A 17,438-nucleotide genomic window follows, 5' to 3' on the forward strand; every position below is an offset into this window, starting at 1 on the left:
GAACGAGCGGAGATCGCGGGTCGGCGCGCCGCCGCCCCAGGCCGCCGCGTGCGCATGGCCGTGCACGGCGCAGGCCGTGCCGCAGCCGCAGGCCGCGGCCGCGACGCGGGCCACGCTCTCGGCGCGACGCGGGCCCGAGGCCTGCTTCTGGTAGCCGCCGAAGCTCCTGACCGGCGACCAATCCGGCATCGCCGGCGGCGGTGGCGGCGCAAGGGCGACGAAATCCGCCGCGCCATAGACCGGCTTGCCGCCGACGATGGTCAGCACCGACTGCAGGTGCTGGATCTCGTCCTCGGGAACCTGGAAGTAATCGCGGTCGAGCACCGCGAGATCGGCAAGCTGGCCGACCTTGATGTTGCCCTTCTTGCCCTCCTCGTTGGAGAACCAGGTGACGTTCTCGGTCCACATCCGGAGCGCCGTCTCCCGGTCGAGGCAGTTGCGCTGCGGATAGAGCTTGAGGCCGCCGAGCGTCTTGCCGGTGACGAGCCAGGCGAGCGAGACCCAGGGATCGTAGGAGGCGACGCGGGTAGCGTCGGTGCCGGCGGAGATGTTGATGCCGGCCTCGATCATGCGCTTGACCGGCGGTGTCGCTTCGGCGGCCGCGGCGCCATACCGCTCGACGTAGTACTCGCCCTGATAGGCCATGCGGTGCTGCACCGCGACGCCGCCGCCGAGCTTGGCGATCCGATCGATCGAGCGGTTGCTGATCGTTTCCGCGTGATCGAAGAACCAGTTCAGGCCCTGGAGCGGGATCTCCGAGTTCACCTTCTCGAACACGTCGAGCGCGCGCGCGATCGTCTCGTCATAGGTGGCGTGCAGACGCCACGGCCATCGGTTCTGCGCCAGGATGCGCACAACGGCTTCGAGTTCCGGCTCCATCTCCGGCGGCATGTCCGGCCGCTCGACGCGGAAATCCTCGAAATCCGCGGCGGAGAAGACCAGCATCTCGCCCGCGCCGTTCAGCCGGAAATAATCGTCACCTTGCTGGTACTTCGCCTGTGCCGTCCAGCGCAGAAAGTCGTCCTTCTCTTCCTTCGCCTTCTGCGTAAACAGGTTGTAGGCAAGGCGCAGGGTCAGCTGCCCATCGCGGTGCAGTTGCTCGATGACGGCGTAGTCGTCGGGATAGTTCTGGAAGCCGCCGCCGGCATCGATCACCGAGGTGACGCCGAGGCGGTTGAGATCGCGCATGAAGTGCCGCGTCGAATTGACCTGGTATTCGAGCGGCAGCTTCGGCCCCTTCGCCAAGGTCGAGTACAGAATGCCGGCATTGGGTTGAGCCAGCAGGAGCCCGGTTGGGTTGCCGCTGGCGTCGCGCTGAATCTCGCCACCCGGCGGGTTCGGCGTGTCCTTCGTGTAGCCGACCGTGCGCAGCGCAGCGCCGTTCAGCAAAGCCCGATCGTAGAGATGCAGGATGAAGACCGGCGTATCGGGCGCCGCCTGGTTGATCTCGTCCAGCGTGGGCAGCCGCCTCTCGGCGAACTGGTGCTCGGTGAAGCCGCCGACCACGCGCACCCATTGCGGCGGCGGCGTGTTGGCCACCTGGCGCTTCAGCATGCTCATCGCGTCCGCGAGCGAGCGAACGCCGTCCCAGCGCAGCTCCATGTTGAAGTTGAGGCCGCCGCGGATGACATGGATATGGTTGTCGCAGAGGCCCGGGATCGCCCGGCGGCCGCCGAGATCAATCACCTGAGTGCTCGCGGCCCTGGTCGGCATGATGTCGGCAAGTGTGCCGACGGCGCTGAAGCGCCCGCCGGTGATCGCGACCGCCTCCGGCGCCGGGTTGGCGCGGTCGAGCGTCGTGAACCGGCCGTTGGTCAGAATCAGTTCCGGAGCTGATTGGGCCATGGCTGTGCTCCTGCCAAAAGCGTAGAGGCTGAGCGCGGCGGCGCCGATGCCGGCGTCGCGGCGGGTGAGGCGCGTCATGTCCGCGCGCCGGGCGACTGCTTGGTCGCCGCATCACCGGCAACGCCGACCGGCCGGCTCGGCAGCCGGCCGAATATGTGATCGCCACAATGCGCATGCAGCACAGAGACGGAGAAGACCTTGTGCCCCTCGATCATCCGCTTGGTCAGCGCCGGCAACTGCTCACCGAGCAGGATGCCGAACAGCCCCACCAGCGCAATGACCGGCGGCGCCGGCGAGCGCACGTTCAGGAATCCGTAAATCACGCCGACAAGCAGACCCGCGGCAAGGGAGAATATGTACGCCTTCATGGTCCCGCCTCCTTGATATCGGCTGGGCACTCTCGCCTTCTCGGATGCGGCCGCCGGCCATTCGGCCGGTGGCGCGGACATCCGCGCGCGGATATGCGTTAGCGGGCCGGCACCGGCGCGAGGACCTCATTGGAGGCGCCGGCGCGGGGCGGGGCGTCGTGGACCATGGTGTAGGCATAGTCGACGCCCATGCCATAGGCACCGGAATGCTCCTTCACCACGGCCATGACGGCGTCGTAGGTGTCCCTGCGAGCCCAATCGCGCTGCCATTCGAGCAGCACCTGCTGCCAGGTCACCGGCACCACACCGGCCTGGATCATGCGCTGCATCGCGTAGTCGTGCGCCTCCTTCGATGTGCCGCCGGAGGCATCAGCCACCATGTAGATCTCGTAGCCGCCTTCGAGCATGGCGCAGAGCGCGAAGGTGTTGTTGCAGACCTCGGTCCAGAGGCCAGAGACCACCACCTTCTTCCGGCCGTTGGCTGCGAGCGCATCGCGCACCTTCTGGTCGTCCCAGGAGTTCATCGAGGTCCGCTCCAGGATCTTGTTGCCCGGAAACACCGCGAGAAGCTCGGGGTAGGTGTAGCCGGAGAAGCTCTTGGTCTCGACCGTCGTGATGGTGGTCGGAATGTTGAAGATCCTGGCCGACTTGCCGAGTGCGACGACGTTGCTTTTCAGCACCTGCCGATCGATCGACTGGACGCCGAACGCCATCTGCGGCTGTTGATCGATGAAGATCAATTGGCTGTTGGCGGGCGTCAGAACTTCAAGCTTCGAGTCGGTCATCGGTTCGCTCCTTTCATTGGCTGGTTCCGGATCAGGGCTTCGGTCCCTTGTCAGCGGGTCCGGCGCCACCGCCTCGGGGTGCCGCCAACCCGATGCAGTCGAGGAGGTCAGCGGGAGAACATGGCTTTGTCAGATAGCAAAGCACTCCGGCCCGAAGTGCCCGCCCTTTCGTCGCTTCGTTCGGATATCCGGTGACAAGGATGGTCGGGATCGGTGTGCCAGAGGCGAGCAGATGCATGTGAAGTTCGAGACCATTCATCTGGGGCATCTGCATGTCGACAATAAGACAGCTCGTTTGCGCAAAGCCGTCCGAGCGCAGGAACTCGGCAGCGCTCCGAAATCCCACGGCGGCAAAGCCGGAGGCCCTGACGAGGCCGACGAGCGCGTCGCATGCCGCCTGATCGTCATCAATGATCACAATCGGGCCCGTACTCATGTTCGGCCTCGTCCCTTCGGCAAGCCGATCGAGACGGCTGCGTCGCGGGAAGGAATAGGCTCGAGGAGCCGGCGGCCGCAATTATACGATGGTGTCGGCGGTCTACTGCTTTGTGTTGCTTGTCGCCAGCTTGTCGGCGAACCGGACGAGTTCCGCCAGCGAGCCCGCCCGCATCTTCCGCATCACCTGGCCGCGATGGACTTTTGTCGTTATCTCGCTGATGCCTAGCCGTGCAGCAGCCTCCTTGTTCGGCAGACCGCTGGTGACCAGCGCCATGACCTCGCGCTCACGTGCCGAGAGCGTCTCGTAGCGCTGTCGAAGATCCGCAGCCTCCGCCGCGGCAATCCGTCGCGCGCGGTCGACCGCGATCCCCCGTTGCACGGCATCGAGAAGCTCCTGATCGCGGAACGGCTTGGCAAGGAACTCGATCGCGCCGGTCTTCATGGCGGTCACCGACATCGGAATGTCGCCGTGTCCGGTGATGAAGACGATGGGGATACGATTGCCCAATCGGACCATCTCCTTCTGGAGCTCCAATCCGCTTCGACCGGGCAATCGGACATCCAGCACCAGGCAGGCGGGAAGGTCGGGGAGCGTGCTGCTCAGGAACATCTCGGCCGACTCGAACCACTCGACCGGCTGGCGCACGGACCGGAACAGGCCGACCAATGCCTCTCGCATCGACCGGTCGTCGTCGACAACGAAGACGATGGACGGTTCGGGATTCATCGTGCTCACCCGGCCGCAGGCCGAACGGCCGCGTCATCTCTTGGCAGCGTGAAATGCGCCGTAACGCCGTGCAGCGCGTTCTCGCTTATCCACAGGCGCCCGCCGTGCGACTCCACGACCGAACGACTGAAGATCAGCCCCATGCCCATGCCCTCGGACTTTGTCGTGAAGAACGGCTCGAACACGCGATCGCCATGTCCGGATGGGAGCCCGATTCCCGTGTCCTCAACGGAAACCTCGATGCCGTCAGGATCACGGCAGGTGGTTCTTACATGCAGCATCCGTGGTCGATCGGTGACGGGCTGCATCGCGTCGATCGCATTGGCAAGGAGATTGGATACAACCTGCCGTAGCTGCACCGCGTCACCGGTGACCAACGGCAATGTAGCGTCGAGTGCAGCGTGGATGGACATGGTGTCGAACCGCCCTTCTCGCTGGCCGTGCCGCAGCACATCCTGAATCAGCTCATTGAGATTGATCGGACCGCGCTGGAGAGCGTCCTTCCGGAACATTGCCCGGACACTCCTGATGATCTCGCCGGCACGTTGTCCGCTGTCGGCGATGCGCCGCAGCGCCGAACGGGTCTCGTCGACATCCGGGCTCTCCTTGTCGAGCCAGCGAAGGCCCGCATCGGCGTTCGTGACCATGCTCGCCAAAGGCTGATTGATCTCGTGGGCAATCGATGCCGAGAGGGCCTCCATCGCGCTTAGCCTCGCCTCCCGGGCGCGACGCTCCGCGGAGATCGAGCGAACGAGCCGGCCCTGCAGCGTCGTCGTCTCCGATAGAAGGACGAGCAATACAAAGCTCGCGGAGGCGAGCCCATAAAGGCGCCCGGCCCACCAGCCGACGCTGAAACGTCCGGAGCTCAGGTAAGAGAGAAGCAGGATCTCGACGAGGAACGTGAACAGCACGACGAGCAGCCACAGATCGACCAGCGACCTTCGCCGCCGCCAAAGCACGACCATTGCCGACACGGAAACCGCGGCGGCAATTGGCGGGATGAACTCCCACGCGGCTGCACTCCGCTGATGATCGGCCATCAGCTTGGGCAGCGACGCGTCGCCCGTCAGAATGAGCCACACCACGCCGTAAGCAACCGTGACGATGGCCGACACCGTCGTGACGGTGAAGGTTGTTGTCTGGCGTCGTGGTGCCGTCGGCTCAAGGTTCGTGCTGCTCAGGACCGCGTAGCCAAGAACGAAGAGCGGAAAGCCGACGCGCCGCAGTGCGGCGATCGCCGCGGTGGTCTGCACGCTCGCTTCGAGCAGACCCGACGTGGCGAAGACACCAGGAAAGGTGAGCGCCCAGGGAACCACCAGGAGGCCCGAGAACAGGTACCCGCTGGCGAGCACGAGCACGGCGACCGAGCGTCTGGCCGAGAAGAGCGACAGCAGCAGAGCCGATGTGATCAGTTCATTGACGAGTACCGCAGCGGCATAAGCCGGCAGGAACGGCTGCGTGCCGGAAAGCGGAACGCGGGCGAAGGGTATGGTCGCGGCCAGCGCGACGAGCAGGACAACCACGATCGACGCGGCCAGCCGATTCTGACGCGGGCTCGGCGGTGACGTCGAAAGGAGGTACCGGTCGTCGACCTGCTGGTCTCTCGTATTGTCGACCATCGCTAGCCCACGCCGAAAGTTGGCGGTTTCAATTGGCAAACCAACCGACCGTAACAGATTTAGCCCAAGGTGTGGTCGGTCGAGGGCCGGCAGCGAGGCAGTGCATGTCCGGCGATTTGCGGACAATCGACGCCACGCTCCACTAGGTCCGCCCCGTGCCGAACAGAGGCGCGATGGACCTTTTCGGTCGCAGCGGAGGATCAGCCCGCATCCAAGATCTACGCAGATGGACTGCGCCATTGCCGGCAAGCTCTCGGATCGCCTGCTCGCTCGCACCCGTTCCTCGCGTCATGGGGCTGGCCGACAAAGGCCACGACGGCGACGGCATTCCAGTCAATGGCTGGTCATGCCTTTAAAGATACCTGACGCCGACACCGCCGCATTGCCATCGCCGAGCAGTCCTACGGCACCGACCATCTCGATCTGGTACTGGCCAAGGGCGACCTCGCGAAGCTTCTCGGCAATGCGCGTGTCTTCCGGTACCTCGCCCAGCACCAGCAGAAGATCCTGAGCGAGTTCCAAAGGATCATCGACATGGAGACGACGCTCGCCTGAGGAAGAGACCGCGGCCTCTCGGCCGCATCGATGGGGACCCGGACCCGATAAGCGCGGGGACCGCAGGAGACGCCGCACTGTGGGGCGGATCAAGCGCGGGGTGGGGATGGCGGCGAACCCGCTCGGGGCCCACCGCTGACATTTCGATGGAATCCAATGAGCGACAACGAGGTGCGGCGGGGACGGCGTGCTCGTGCCTCGCAACGAGTTTGAGCGCGTGATGGACGTCACGAAGTTGGTGGGTGCCAGCAAGCGGCTGCCTCTCGCTGGCCACGAATACGGTGATGCCATTCCCTCGGGGACGAGCGCTAACGCGCTGGCACCAATGTGAAATCGTTTCGGCGCCGACGGCGATTCGGAAACTGCTCTCCCGAGCTGTGACCAAAGTTGGCCGCCCCTCAGGGCGCCCATCCGCCGATCTGAGCCTCCCGTACTGCGGGCGATCACGACGGTCATTCCGGGCGGACGTGTTGCACGGAGCAATCGTCCCAAGCAGAGGGAGGCTTCATGAAGCCGCATTTCGAGCTGTTCCGCTTCGGTCTTATTCGTGGGCCGCGTCCTGCACGACAGGCCCGTGTTCTGCAGTTGCCCGATCCTCGGCCCGCTTTCATCGGCACCATCCTCAGCGGCGCCTCGCGTGATGATGTTCGCTTCGCTGTCGCCCGGTTCATCGGCACCGATGCATTCGAGCGCGACATTGACCGGCTGACATTGGCCGGCGTGCCGCTCACGCCGCTGCGCGACGACATCAGGGAGGTCGCGGATCTTGGCGACGCCGAAGTAGCGGATACGGTCTCCGCGCGCCTCGGAGGAACAACACCCGCCGCGGCGCCAGGTCAGCGCACCGCCGACCTCAAGCGTCGGCTGGCGACCGGCATCGTCGCCCTGAAGTTCGGCTCCGATCTCATGCCGGGATTGCTCGCCGACTACGTCGAGCTGTTCAATCTCGTCGAGTTCCTGGAGGAGCTTGCGCGTGATCCCGCGCTCAATGCCGGCACAACCGGCCGGGAACGGCTGCAGCGACCCATAGCACTTCCGGCCGAACTGTTCCCGCATCTGCCCTGGCGGGGGGCGGAACCGCAGCAGAGCGCCGTGGCTGCCGATGAAGACTCCGGACCGGAGGAGTTGGCAGCCTTGGCCCCGCGCCGGCGCATCAGTATTGGCAGCAGCACGATGCTGCGCCCCGTCGCGACCCTCGCGACGGTCCCGCCGGGAGCGGCCGCGCCAGGCGGCCCTTCGGCGCAACCGGCCAACCCGCCCTCCGATCAGCCGCCGACGACTGTCGGCCTGCACCGGCCGGCACTGCTGCCGCTCTACGTCACCCGCCAGCAGATCAAGCGCTACGAAGGCGGCGAGATCGCCCATATCGAGAATGTGCTCCGCAGCGAGCACAAGCAGCGTGACACCCGCCGGCTGCGGCGCATCGAAGAGACCTTCACCGTCGAGCAGGAACGGCGCGAGGAGGAAGAGCGCGACCAGCAGAGCACCGCCCAGCTCGATATCCAGCAGGAGGTGCAGTCGACCATCTCGGAGAGCGTTTCGAAGAGCTTCGGCGTCGCCGTCTCGGCCGGCTACGGCCCGTACTTTACCGTCTCGGCCAACTACAGCCAGGACAGTCAATCGGATTTCACGCGCGCACAACGCTTCGCCAGCGTCTTTGCGCGCGAGGTCGTCGAGAAAAGCGCGTCGAAGATCCTGCTGCGCACCAAGGAAACCAGGACAACCAAGCTGATCGAGGAGTTCGAGGAGAAGAACCAGCACGGCTTCGACAACCGCACCTCCGGCAGCAATATCCGAGGTGTCTACCAGTGGATCGACAAGGTCTATGAGAACCAGGTGTTCAACTATGGTCTCAGGCTGATCTTCGTCCTGCACGTGCCGGAACCGGCCACATTCCTGCAACGGACGGTCGCGCAGATGCTCGGCAGCGACGCGTTGGAGGAGCCCGAGCCCTTCACGCTTTCGCCCTGGCAGATCACCACGGACAATTACCGGAACCTCATTGGGCGCTATCGCGTCACCGATTTCGAGGAGCCGCCCCCCGGCCAGATCGTCATCCCCTACACGAAGGTTGAACCGGCCATGAGTGCCGGCACCGGCGCGGGCGATACGCCCGCCGAGGGTGAGGAAGATGAGGAGAGCGGCGCGGGCAGCGCCGGGCAGAAGATCCAGACGTTCTACACGTCGGCGGAGTCCGTCAACATTCCGGCCGGCTACAGGGTGGCTCGCGTCCGTATCGCGACGAGCTTCAAACCGCTGACCACGCAATTCCCGCAGCCCAAGGATGACGAGTTCTCGCCGGCAACCGTGGCCGAGTGGTCGGCGATTCACAACGCGCTTTACAAGGGCGTCCGTGTCACCATCGGCACCGCAACGCATCATCACGCGGCACGCGATACCCTCGACTTGATTGGCACCGAGGAAAACGAGGGCAATGCCCTGCTCGGCGGGCCGATGCTGAGCTGGAAGGAGACCGAGTTCCCCTTCGAGTCCGAGGATGATCCGAAGCCGGCCTTCACCGACTTTCTCGGCAACCCGGAGAACGAATTCAGCGACCGTGTCTTCGCGCAGGGCTTCGATCGCGAGATCGAGCAGCTGCCGGTTATGATCAAGGCCGACTATGTCGATGTCTATGCCGTCCGGGCGGAGATCGTGGTGACGGCGGGCGAGCGGGCAATGAATGCCTGGCGCATCGGGATCCACAAGGCGATCGCCCAGGCCTATCAGCAACGCGTAGCGGAGTATCGCGAACGCCTGGCCGAGGCACAGACCTCAACCGGCATCGCCATCTCGGGGCGCAATCCGCTCGAGAACCGAGAGATCGAGCGGAACGAGCTGAAGCGGCACGCGATCCGGCTCATCACCGGGCAGAGCTTCGGCGCTACCGGGGTGGAGATCTTCGACGAGATCCGCGGAAACTTCCCCCCCGCCGAGGCCCTGGCCAAGGGGCGCTATGCCGATTTCTTCGAAACGGCAATCGACTGGCGGAACATGACCTTCGAGCTCCACCCCTACTACTGGGCGCGTCGGCAGACCTGGATCGACCGCCTGCTCCTTACCGATACCGACACCGAGCATGCCCGCTTCCTCAAGTGTGGGTCGGCGACGGTCCGCGTGCCGATCGATCCGGAGTTCGAGTTCGAGGCATTGCACTTCCTCGAGACAGGCCAGGTCTGGGCGGGCGGGGACGAGGCGCCCGTCGTCTCCGAGCAGAATGTCGCGCTTCTTGAGGAGATCCGTGCCCATCGCGAACTGCACGGCGACGACGAGATCGCCGAGGGCAATCCGTTCTCGATCAGGCTGCCGACGACGCTGGTCGGCCTGCGGCCGGACGACGAGCTGCCCAGCTGGAGCTGGGATCCCGATGCCGGCGAATGGATCGCCGACGACGACAGCAACTAGCTCCGCGCATCCCGGATCCACGAGGGCAATCATGACCGACAGCTTGGCGAACAGTGGCGAAATCGGGCTTACCCGGCTGGTCGGCCGGATCGTTGCCGGCGACCAGAAGCTGCCGTCGATCGACGAGTTGACGGAACTCGATGGCGATCAGCTTCAGTTCCTCCATAATCTGCTGAAAGGTGCGATCCGCTCCGGGCTGTCGGCCGCTTCGGAGGGGCATGTCCGCAAGTTCAGCCGGGAGCGACTCGCCCCCGCTCTCCGGCTGAAGCTCAGCAAGGCAATCGTGGACAGGGCGCGCGCGTTGATCGACGCACGCAGTGATTTGATGTTCCTCACCCGGCTTCGAGCAACCGAGCTACACACGTTCATCAACAGCGCGGAACTGTTTCCGGAGAAGCTTAAGGCCGAGAGGAAGCGAGTGGGCCCGCGCAGCACCGCCATGATCGACCTGCAGGTCGAGTTCATTGCCGGCCACTTGGATGAATTCTCAGATGCCGAGCTGAACCGCGTCACCATGGCAATGGCGCTCGTCGAGGTCGCAATCGGGTATGACGCTGCCGAGGCATTTTTCCAAACCTACGGCGAGAACAGCCTGGAAAAGGATTCGGGTCTCGCGGCGGATGAGGGCGAGACCGTCACCAATTTTTTCGGGTCTGCCTGGACAACGTCCATTTCGCCCGAGCTTCTCAGCGGCAAATTCTCCGCGGCGAGGATCGCGGCAATCCTGATGCATGAGCTGGTCCATGTCGGCCAGCCTCGCCAGGGTGGCGGCGGGAACATCTCGATCCATCTGGGCGAAGGCCGCCCCTATGGCGTCGACTGGGCCATCGCCGATGCGCTCAACGATGACGTGCGCCGAGCCGCCACGGAGGCCTTCATGCGGGGTGGCCTTCTGTCGAACGCAAACGAGGTGGCCGACTATTGCGTGACCTGCGTTGCCGCCTCGGTGCTGGGTGGCCTGCGCGTCGGGACCAGGCCGTCGGGCCTGCCGAGCAATCTTCAAATGGATTCCGAGCGAGCCGATCGCCTTTTCGTCGAGCTGGTAACCTCGATACCTGACAAATATTCAACGGAGCTGATGTCATACCTGAATGATCTGGGTCGAGCCTTTCCCGCCGCAGCCCCGAATCGCGGCGGATGGATCAACCGCAATTCAAGAATTCCTGCGATTTGCCGCTTCAAGGAGGCGAAAAGCACGCTGTTCGATCAGATTTCCGACGGCACCTTCGCCTTGCCGCCGCCTCAGTGATCGCAGCGGCTCACGCCTGTCGTGGCATGATGGGATTTGTACGCTCATTGAGCCTTCGTCGGTGTTGCGCCGGCGCGATGACCGACAGGCGTTCCCGGAGCCGGCGGACACCCTCGGTCGTCCAACGTCCGCCGTAGGGGCGCTGAACGCCGCGTGAAGTGAAGGCGCGTGCGATCTCTTGATCGGCCTCAATTCCTTTAAGCGCCAACTCCTCGAGGATCTGCGCCCATCGAAGCGCGCGCTCGTTTGCCAGTCGTTGGACAGCCGCGCGCCTGGCCGCGATCATCTTCAGAAGAAGCTCGCGTCGCAGCGGTGCGCGAGGCGGCTGGTAATCCGGCTCATGCGCCTTGATGAGCTTCTTCACGGTGTCGATGTACCAGCGACCTCTGCCGCTCGCGGTCGGGATGCCTTGCGCGGTCAGCGCCTTGGCGATGGCCTTGTAGCCGGTGATGCCCTGGCGCCGCAGGTCGTGGATCACCGGCATCGTCGCCTGCACGAAACGTTCGTGCTGCGCGGCGCGCGCGATATCGGCCAACCGACGCATCTCGCGGATCTGCTCCGGCGTGCGCCCCCTTGTGCCAAGCGGTTTGCCGAGGCGGTACATCGTTTCCGTCACGGCAGCACGGCGCGCCGAGAGCAGGTCAGCCTCATACTCGGCGACCGCCGCCAGGAAATGCACCGTGAGCCGGTTCGCCATCGGCAGATCCGCGGCCACGAACTCGACCCGCGCCTCCATCAGCCGCGCGATCAGGGCGACGTTCCGCGCGAGCCGATCGAGCCTGGCAATGACGAGCACCGCGCGCTTCCGTCGGCAGCGCGCGAGCGCGCGCATCAGCTCCGGCCGATCGCGCTCCGTCTTCCGCCCGCTCTCGATCTCAGTGAAGGCGGCGATCAGGGTGCCGCCATTGCCGGCGACGAACTTCTCGACCATCGCCTGCTGGGCCGGAATGCCAAACCGTGAAACATCACCCTGCGGCTTGGTGCTGACCCGGTAGTAGCCGACGAAGAGCCGGCCTTGCAGGTTGGGTGTCAGTGCTTCGGTGGCGACCAAGGGCCTTCTCCCCGCGTTCGATGATCTGCTTCAAACCCCATGAGCTCCAATGCGGCCGGTCGCGCCGGGTCGGGATGCGCCGCTCGTCAAGGGCATGCGCCAGATCGACCCAGGTGGTGATCCCATCGGCCCTGAGCTGGTCGACGAGCGGCACGAGGGATTTCGCGAAGTTGACCGCGATCTGGGCCGAGCGGATGTGGTTCGCCCGGGCCCGCATGGCGGCGTATTCCTGCAGCCGTCCGGGCCGCACCAGGGGCGAGGAGGGATCGGCGCGTCGGATCATCCCGGCGACGGTGCCGTCATACCAGGGGCCTCTGTTGTAGAAGGTCGGGATCTTGCGCCGGTTCAAGGCACGGGCGATGGCCGCGCAGGTGGTGCAGCCGGAGACCCGGAGCTCGTCGATGATGGGGAGAAGCGCCTTGGCGAAGCGGTTCAGGCGCTCCTGGTTGATGGCGAGGCCCCGGGCGGCAGCCTCGCGCTGGCGCTTTTTGCTCATGCGCGCGAAGCCGATCTTGCCGCCGGCATTCTTGTAGGCGGCGAGCGCCTCGCGGATCCGGGCACCGGTGATGCGCCGCTCATACTCGGCGACCGCGGCCAGGATATGGATGGTGAAGCGGTTCGCCTGCGGCACATCGGCCGCCACGAAATCCACGCCTTCCTTGATCAGGTTGGCGACGATCAGGACGCTCCGCGCCAGGCGGTCGAGGCGCGCCACCAGAAGCGTCGCAGTCTTCCGCCGACAGAGCTCCAGCGCGGCCCGGAGCGCGGGCCGGTCCTCAGGCTTCCGATGGGCAGCGTCCTGCTCCTCGAATTCGGCAATCAGCTCGCCGCCATATTGGCCGAGGAAGGCACGTACACTCGCATGCTGGGCGGCGAGTCCGAGCCCGGAGCGCTGCTGCGGGACCGTGCTGACGCGATAGTAGGCGACGTATTGCTTGGGCTTGGGCCTCCGCGGCCCTCGGCCTGATCGACCAGGCCGTATGGCATCCGACCCCACCATTGGCGCCTCCTCTCGAGGACACGGCCGGGCGCGTGCTCAGCGAGCCTACGCTTCAGCGATCCGCCGCGTCCGGACCGGATTCCAGGTATCAGGCCGCTCGTTCCGACCATCCGCGTGCGTCGCCGGGATGGCGCGCAATGTCGGGATTTGCTGTTGACTCAAATATGTGTTCTCTTTATGTTCTCATATGCCTTTTGAGGGCATTTCCCGGCCCGAGGGCCGGAGCTGAGAGCGGATCGCGCTTGGTTGGGAGGGTTCGATGCACACGGAAACTTTGCAGCGGCCCAAGGCATCGGCACAGCCGGACATCCCCCCGGCGGCACATCTGGCCTGCGATGTCGCCAGGTTCAGCAGCCGGCCGGATGACCCCGTGCTGTTCCTGGTGCTGCGGGCGCGGGCGAAGGCCTTGGCGGCGGAGATGACGGGCGACGCGCGCTTTCTTGGTTGGTCCGAGCCTCTCACGCGGCAGATACGGCGCCAACTGATCGACGAGTTGCCTCGGATCGAGGAAGCCGTGCCAGCCGAAGAAGCTTTTCGTTCGAACGACGCTGCGGCCGAGCCGCCTCGCGCGCTGACCTATCTCCTCTACATGCTGCTGCCGCAGACCGAGCGCGACGCCGTGCTGCCTTCGCTGAAGCGGGCCTATGCGCACGACGTGCTGCCGGGTTTCGGGCGCGCCGCTGCGGGCCTCTGGTATGCCAAGCAGGTGCTATCGGCGATCGTCCTGCAGAATCCGCTCTGGCGCTGGCTGCTGCTCGGCGGCGGCCTGATCAAGCTGCTGGAATGGACGCTGCGCTGGAAGCGCGGGCCGTGACGCGGTTCCGAATTGAGCTGCACAAGCGTGCCGGCAATGATGGGCACCACGTACATCGAAACGCGGACTGAAAGGGCTAGGGTTGGTGGTCGACGATCTTGACATCTGGCGATCCGCCAAACTGCTTTTGAACAGCCATGGCGCCAAAGCGGATCAGGTGGCGCTGTCGAAGATGGATGCGATGCGCGTCAAAGGGGATGCGGAAGGCGTCGTAGTGTGGCGACGGATCCTTGCCGCCATCTCGGAACTGCGGCGAGACCGACCGATCGGCGATGAGAGCCTCCACTGATGCGCGAAGATGGCATTGTCATATCAGTGGGCACCGATGAGTAACTGGAAACCCCTCTCCACGCCGGCCGACGCGATCGATCGCGCCGTGCGGCTCTACCAACTGGCTCGAAAGCTCGAAGCAACCGCAAGCAAGGTCGGCGACATCGACATGCTCCGGACAGCAACGCGCATGCGGGCCAAGGCCGAGGCGCTCGCCGAGATCGGGCTGGGGCATTTCGGCGACGATGTGCCGGAGGCCATGCCGCGGAAATGATCACCCGCAGACGCTTTTTCCGGTTCCGCCCATGAAGGCATCCTGGAATGTCAGCCTCTGTTCCCGCGGTCGCGCCTCGATCCCCAGGTACACGGCAACGCGACCACGCGCCCACGGTCCTGAAAGGTTACCGGGAGCTTTAAAGCAACCTTAAGCAGGGCGCCGCCACGCTCTCCCCCATGCGCCATGCCCCAGGAACTCGAGGCGGACGCCACCAGCACCCCGCTGCTGATCGGCGGCGGTATTGGCGTGGCAAGGCCAAAGTGCGCCGCAATCCCCGCCGGGCAAAGCTCTTCGCGTCGGCGGCCATATTTGTGGGCGTGATTCTGGGCAGTCTTCTGCTCGCCTGGGATCGCGGTTGGATGTTCGATGCCAAGCCGGCATTCGCCAGCGAGGCGATCTCGGGCCGCGCCTCGGTCATCGACGGCGACACCCTCGAAATCCACGGCCAGCGCATCCGCCTGCATGGCATCGACGCGCCGGAGAGCGCGCAGACCTGCAAGGACGACCGCGGCGGCAGCCATCGCTGCGGCCAGCGAGCGGCGCTCGCTCTGTCGAACAAAATCGGCGAGCGACCCGTCGCGTGCGCGCCGCGCGGCACTGACCGGTACCAGCGGATTATCGCTGTCTGCCACCTGGGCGGAGAGGATCTGAATGCCTGGCTGGTCAGCGTGGGCTGGGCCATCGCCTATCGGCGCTTTTCGACTGACTATGTCAGCCACGAGGATGCCGCGCGCGAGGCCAAACGCGGCCTCTGGGCCGGCACGTTCACGCCGCCGGAGGAATGGCGGCGCGCCCAGGGCAGCTCGGCACCCTCCTCCGCTTCAGATCAGAAGAGCGGCTGCCTCATCAAGGGAAACATCAGCAGCAAGGGCGAGCGGATCTATCACGTGCCAGGCGGCGACTTCTATGACCAGACCCGGATCGACCCGCTCAAGGGCGAGCGGATGTTCTGCTCCGAGGCAGAGGCACGCGCAGCCGGCTGGCGCCGTTCGAAACGATAGCCTGCCACTCGCCCGGTGATTCACTGATACAAGACAGCCGCGAACGATCGAAGCAGGTCTTGGCAGAACAGCTCGACCTATCCCTGCATGAAGCCGGCGAGTTCGCCGCTCGGGATCGACGAACCAACATAGCCGAACGTGCCTTTCTCCTTCGCCTCCTTTGCCGCCGCGACCAGCCCCGTCATCGCGGCGCGGTAGAGCGAGGTGGCAAGGCTGATCCGGCGCACGCCGGCGCTCGCCAGCTCGGCGACCGTGAAGGACTTGCCGGGAATGCCGACCATGAAGTTGACCGGCTTCGACACCGCCGAGCAGACGGCCTTGACCGCCGCGAGATCCGGCAGTCCCGGTGCCATCAGCACATCGGCGCCCACTTTCTCGTAGGCCTGCAGGCGCTTGATCGTGTCGTCGAGATCAGGATTGCCGCGCAGGAAGTTCTCCGACCGCGCGGTCAGCATGAACGGAAAGCCGACGGCGCGCGCCGCATCGACGCAAGCGGCGATGCGCTCGACTGCCTGGCCGATATCGTAGAGCGGCCGATCCTTCTCGCCGGTTGTATCCTCGATCGTGCAGCCGACCAGGCCGGTGCCGGCGGCGAGCCGCACCGTTTCGGCGGCGAACGAAGGCGCATGACCGAAGCCGTTCTCCAGGTCAGCGGAGACGGGAAGCTCGACCGCGCCGGCAACGGCACGGGCATGCGCCAGCGCCTCCTCCCGGGTGACCTTGCCGTCGCGCCGGCCGAGGGTGCCGGCGAAGGCGCCGCTCGACGTCGCCAGGGCCGGGAAGCCGAGGCCCGCCAGCACGCGCGCCGAGCCGGCATCGAAGGCATTGGCGATGATGAAGCTGCCGCTCCGATGCAGCTCCTGGAACTGTTTCGCGAGGTCAGCTTGGCTCTTGGGCATCTTTACCCTCCCGATCTGGAATGGGCGGGACGATAGCGCGGAAGCACTCCCATCTGTCGAGGGCCAAACCGGGCAATGGTCCCGGGCCATTTGGCGGGTCAATCCGAGTGGAGCCGACCCGCGGCGGAACCGACCGGCCCGTTGGACATCCGCGACGGCATGGGTCCAAGATCGCAGTCAGATTGCGGATCAGGCCGGCCCAGGGGGGAACGCGCCGGTGGGGGTGAAGCTCGTCGTCGCCGTAACGGACACCGACTGGTTCGAGACATTGCGGCGGCAGCCCGGTCTCGAGGAGGTCAATTTCTGGTCGCCGTCGGGTTCAAGCTTCCGTGCCCTCGAGCCTGGCGAGCTCTTCCTCTTCAAGCTGCACGCACCGCGGAACTTCATCGTGGGCGGCGGCGTCTTCGCCTACGCCAATACGCTGCCATGCTCACTCGCCTGGGAAGCCTTCGGGCTTGCCAATGGCGCCTCGACAGCGGTGGAGATGCGCCAGCGCATCGCCAAGTACCGCCGCAAGGATCCGGCTGACCGCAGCGACTTCCCGGTCGGCTGCCGGATCCTGACCCAGCCCTTCTTCCTCGCCGAGCACGAGTGGATCCCCGTCCCGCCGAGCTGGTCACCCAACATCGTGACGTTCAAGACCTACGACACGGAGGAGGCCGAGGGGCGCCACCTCTGGGACCTGGTGGGCGAACGCTGGAGCACTTTGTCGCCGACCGTAGTGCCGGAGGCGGCTCGGTTCGGCACACCGCAGCTGATCCGACCGCGACTAGGGCAAGGCGCCTTCCGGATCCTGGTGACCGATATCTACGATCGCCGCTGCGTCATCACCCAGGAGCGGACTTTGCCGGCACTCGAGGCGGCCCATATCCGTCCGTATGGCGAGGGCGGGGAACACGAAGCTCGGAACGGCCTTCTGCTGCGGCGCGATATCCACAGCCTCTTCGATGCGGGCTACGTCACCGTCACGCCGGACCTCCGATTCGAGGTCAGCCGGCGCATCCGCGAGGAATTCGACAACGGCCGGCACTACTACGCCCTGCACGGCCAGCACATCCGTGCGCCGCATGACCTCAGCAAGCGGCCCGACGCTGATGTCTTGAGCTGGCACAACGAGCACCGGTTCAGGGGATGACCG

At 65.3% G+C, this 17,438-nt stretch carries 17 protein-coding genes; 7 read left to right on the plus strand and 10 right to left on the minus strand.

The genetic code is table 11. The features are described from left to right. The 7 genes from DT074_RS09760 to DT074_RS09790 all read right to left on the minus strand — a co-directional run. A partial coding sequence (locus DT074_RS09760; protein ID WP_162914769.1) for an amidohydrolase occupies positions 1–1,845 on the minus strand: 1,845 nt, incomplete at its 3' end. A gap of 74 nt (positions 1,846–1,919) precedes the next feature. Then, complete coding sequence (locus DT074_RS09765) at positions 1,920–2,213, minus strand: XapX domain-containing protein (RefSeq protein WP_119419659.1); 294 nt, start codon at positions 2,211–2,213, stop codon at positions 1,920–1,922. A gap of 98 nt (positions 2,214–2,311) precedes the next feature. Then, entirely contained in the window at positions 2,312–2,998 is a 687-nt protein-coding gene (locus tag DT074_RS09770; protein ID WP_119419660.1) for a hydrolase, read from the minus strand. A 31-nt stretch (positions 2,999–3,029) separates the two neighbouring features. Continuing rightward, positions 3,030–3,434 (minus strand): response regulator transcription factor, encoded by a 405-nt coding sequence (locus DT074_RS09775; RefSeq protein WP_119419661.1) that lies wholly within the window; start codon positions 3,432–3,434, stop codon positions 3,030–3,032. A gap of 102 nt (positions 3,435–3,536) precedes the next feature. Further along, complete coding sequence (locus tag DT074_RS09780; RefSeq protein ID WP_119419662.1) at positions 3,537–4,163, minus strand: response regulator transcription factor; 627 nt, start codon at positions 4,161–4,163, stop codon at positions 3,537–3,539. 5 nt (positions 4,164–4,168) lie between these two features. Next, positions 4,169–5,782 carry a sensor histidine kinase gene (locus DT074_RS09785; protein ID WP_119419663.1) on the minus strand — a complete coding sequence of 538 codons (1,614 nt, stop codon included), beginning with the start codon at positions 5,780–5,782 and terminating at the stop codon, positions 4,169–4,171. Between the two features lie 333 nt (positions 5,783–6,115). Continuing rightward, positions 6,116–6,304 carry a hypothetical protein gene (locus DT074_RS09790; protein ID WP_119419664.1) on the minus strand — a complete coding sequence of 63 codons (189 nt, stop codon included), beginning with the start codon at positions 6,302–6,304 and terminating at the stop codon, positions 6,116–6,118. Positions 6,305–6,844: 540 nt separating this feature from the next. Here DT074_RS09790 and DT074_RS09795 point away from each other — a divergent pair. Together DT074_RS09795 and DT074_RS09800 are read left to right on the plus strand one after the other, a co-directional pair. Beyond that, positions 6,845–9,739 carry a hypothetical protein gene (locus DT074_RS09795; protein WP_119419665.1) on the plus strand — a complete coding sequence of 965 codons (2,895 nt, stop codon included), beginning with the start codon at positions 6,845–6,847 and terminating at the stop codon, positions 9,737–9,739. A 31-nt stretch (positions 9,740–9,770) separates the two neighbouring features. Continuing rightward, entirely contained in the window at positions 9,771–10,988 is a 1,218-nt protein-coding gene (locus DT074_RS09800; RefSeq protein WP_119419666.1) for a hypothetical protein, read from the plus strand. 10 nt (positions 10,989–10,998) lie between these two features. On the opposite strand, the gene DT074_RS09805 is transcribed toward DT074_RS09800, so the two are convergent. Both DT074_RS09805 and DT074_RS09810 read right to left on the minus strand, forming a co-directional pair. Further along, on the minus strand, positions 10,999–12,039 hold the full coding sequence (locus DT074_RS09805) for a recombinase family protein (protein WP_368744571.1): 1,041 nt from the start codon (positions 12,037–12,039) through the stop codon (positions 10,999–11,001). Beyond that, positions 11,954–13,039, minus strand: coding sequence for a recombinase family protein (locus DT074_RS09810; RefSeq protein WP_119419667.1), 1,086 nt, complete (start codon positions 13,037–13,039; stop codon positions 11,954–11,956). The genes DT074_RS09805 and DT074_RS09810 overlap by 86 nt, the downstream gene beginning before the upstream one ends. Positions 13,040–13,409: 370 nt before the next feature. Here DT074_RS09810 and DT074_RS09815 point away from each other — a divergent pair, with 370 nt between their 5' ends. The 4 genes from DT074_RS09815 (at position 13,410) to DT074_RS09830 (ending at position 15,401) form a co-directional block, all read left to right on the plus strand. Beyond that, positions 13,410–13,853, plus strand: a complete 444-nt coding sequence (locus tag DT074_RS09815) for a hypothetical protein (protein ID WP_162914770.1) — start codon at positions 13,410–13,412, stop codon at positions 13,851–13,853. Between the two features lie 85 nt (positions 13,854–13,938). Beyond that, on the plus strand, positions 13,939–14,142 hold the full coding sequence (locus DT074_RS09820; protein WP_162914771.1) for a hypothetical protein: 204 nt from the start codon (positions 13,939–13,941) through the stop codon (positions 14,140–14,142). Positions 14,143–14,178: 36 nt separating this feature from the next. Beyond that, complete coding sequence (locus DT074_RS09825) at positions 14,179–14,397, plus strand: hypothetical protein (RefSeq protein WP_119419670.1); 219 nt, start codon at positions 14,179–14,181, stop codon at positions 14,395–14,397. Positions 14,398–14,759: 362 nt separating this feature from the next. After that, on the plus strand, positions 14,760–15,401 hold the full coding sequence (locus DT074_RS09830; protein ID WP_119419756.1) for a thermonuclease family protein: 642 nt from the start codon (positions 14,760–14,762) through the stop codon (positions 15,399–15,401). Positions 15,402–15,478: 77 nt separating this feature from the next. Here the strand turns inward: DT074_RS09830 and DT074_RS09835 are convergent, their stop codons facing one another. After that, positions 15,479–16,300: an isocitrate lyase/PEP mutase family protein gene (locus DT074_RS09835; RefSeq protein WP_119419671.1), complete on the minus strand. Its 822-nt coding sequence runs from the start codon at positions 16,298–16,300 to the stop codon at positions 15,479–15,481. Positions 16,301–16,523: 223 nt separating this feature from the next. Between DT074_RS09835 and DT074_RS09840 the strand changes: the two genes are divergently transcribed. Continuing rightward, complete coding sequence (locus DT074_RS09840; RefSeq protein ID WP_119419757.1) at positions 16,524–17,435, plus strand: HNH endonuclease; 912 nt, start codon at positions 16,524–16,526, stop codon at positions 17,433–17,435. Positions 17,436–17,438: the final 3 nt, after the last annotated feature.

Source organism: Desertibaculum subflavum (genome assembly GCA_003576705.1).
Taxonomy (GTDB): domain Bacteria; phylum Pseudomonadota; class Alphaproteobacteria; order Ferrovibrionales; family Ferrovibrionaceae; genus Desertibaculum; species Desertibaculum subflavum.

What these genes read in the sequence shown, in the direction of transcription:
- DT074_RS09775 (WP_119419661.1), bottom strand. Translation starts at nt 3,434, where the DNA reads ATGAGTACGGGCCCGATTGTGATCATTGATGACGATCAGGCGGCATGC.
- DT074_RS09795 (WP_119419665.1), top strand. Translation starts at nt 6,845, where the DNA reads ATGAAGCCGCATTTCGAGCTGTTCCGCTTCGGTCTTATTCGTGGGCCG.
- DT074_RS09770 (WP_119419660.1), bottom strand. Translation starts at nt 2,998, where the DNA reads ATGACCGACTCGAAGCTTGAAGTTCTGACGCCCGCCAACAGCCAATTG.
- DT074_RS09765 (WP_119419659.1), bottom strand. Translation starts at nt 2,213, where the DNA reads ATGAAGGCGTACATATTCTCCCTTGCCGCGGGTCTGCTTGTCGGCGTG.
- DT074_RS09830 (WP_119419756.1), top strand. Translation starts at nt 14,760, where the DNA reads ATGTTCGATGCCAAGCCGGCATTCGCCAGCGAGGCGATCTCGGGCCGC.
- DT074_RS09810 (WP_119419667.1), bottom strand. Translation starts at nt 13,039, where the DNA reads ATGGTGGGGTCGGATGCCATACGGCCTGGTCGATCAGGCCGAGGGCCG.
- DT074_RS09825 (WP_119419670.1), top strand. Translation starts at nt 14,179, where the DNA reads ATGAGTAACTGGAAACCCCTCTCCACGCCGGCCGACGCGATCGATCGC.
- DT074_RS09835 (WP_119419671.1), bottom strand. Translation starts at nt 16,300, where the DNA reads ATGCCCAAGAGCCAAGCTGACCTCGCGAAACAGTTCCAGGAGCTGCAT.
- DT074_RS09780 (WP_119419662.1), bottom strand. Translation starts at nt 4,163, where the DNA reads ATGAATCCCGAACCGTCCATCGTCTTCGTTGTCGACGACGACCGGTCG.
- DT074_RS09785 (WP_119419663.1), bottom strand. Translation starts at nt 5,782, where the DNA reads ATGGTCGACAATACGAGAGACCAGCAGGTCGACGACCGGTACCTCCTT.
- DT074_RS09800 (WP_119419666.1), top strand. Translation starts at nt 9,771, where the DNA reads ATGACCGACAGCTTGGCGAACAGTGGCGAAATCGGGCTTACCCGGCTG.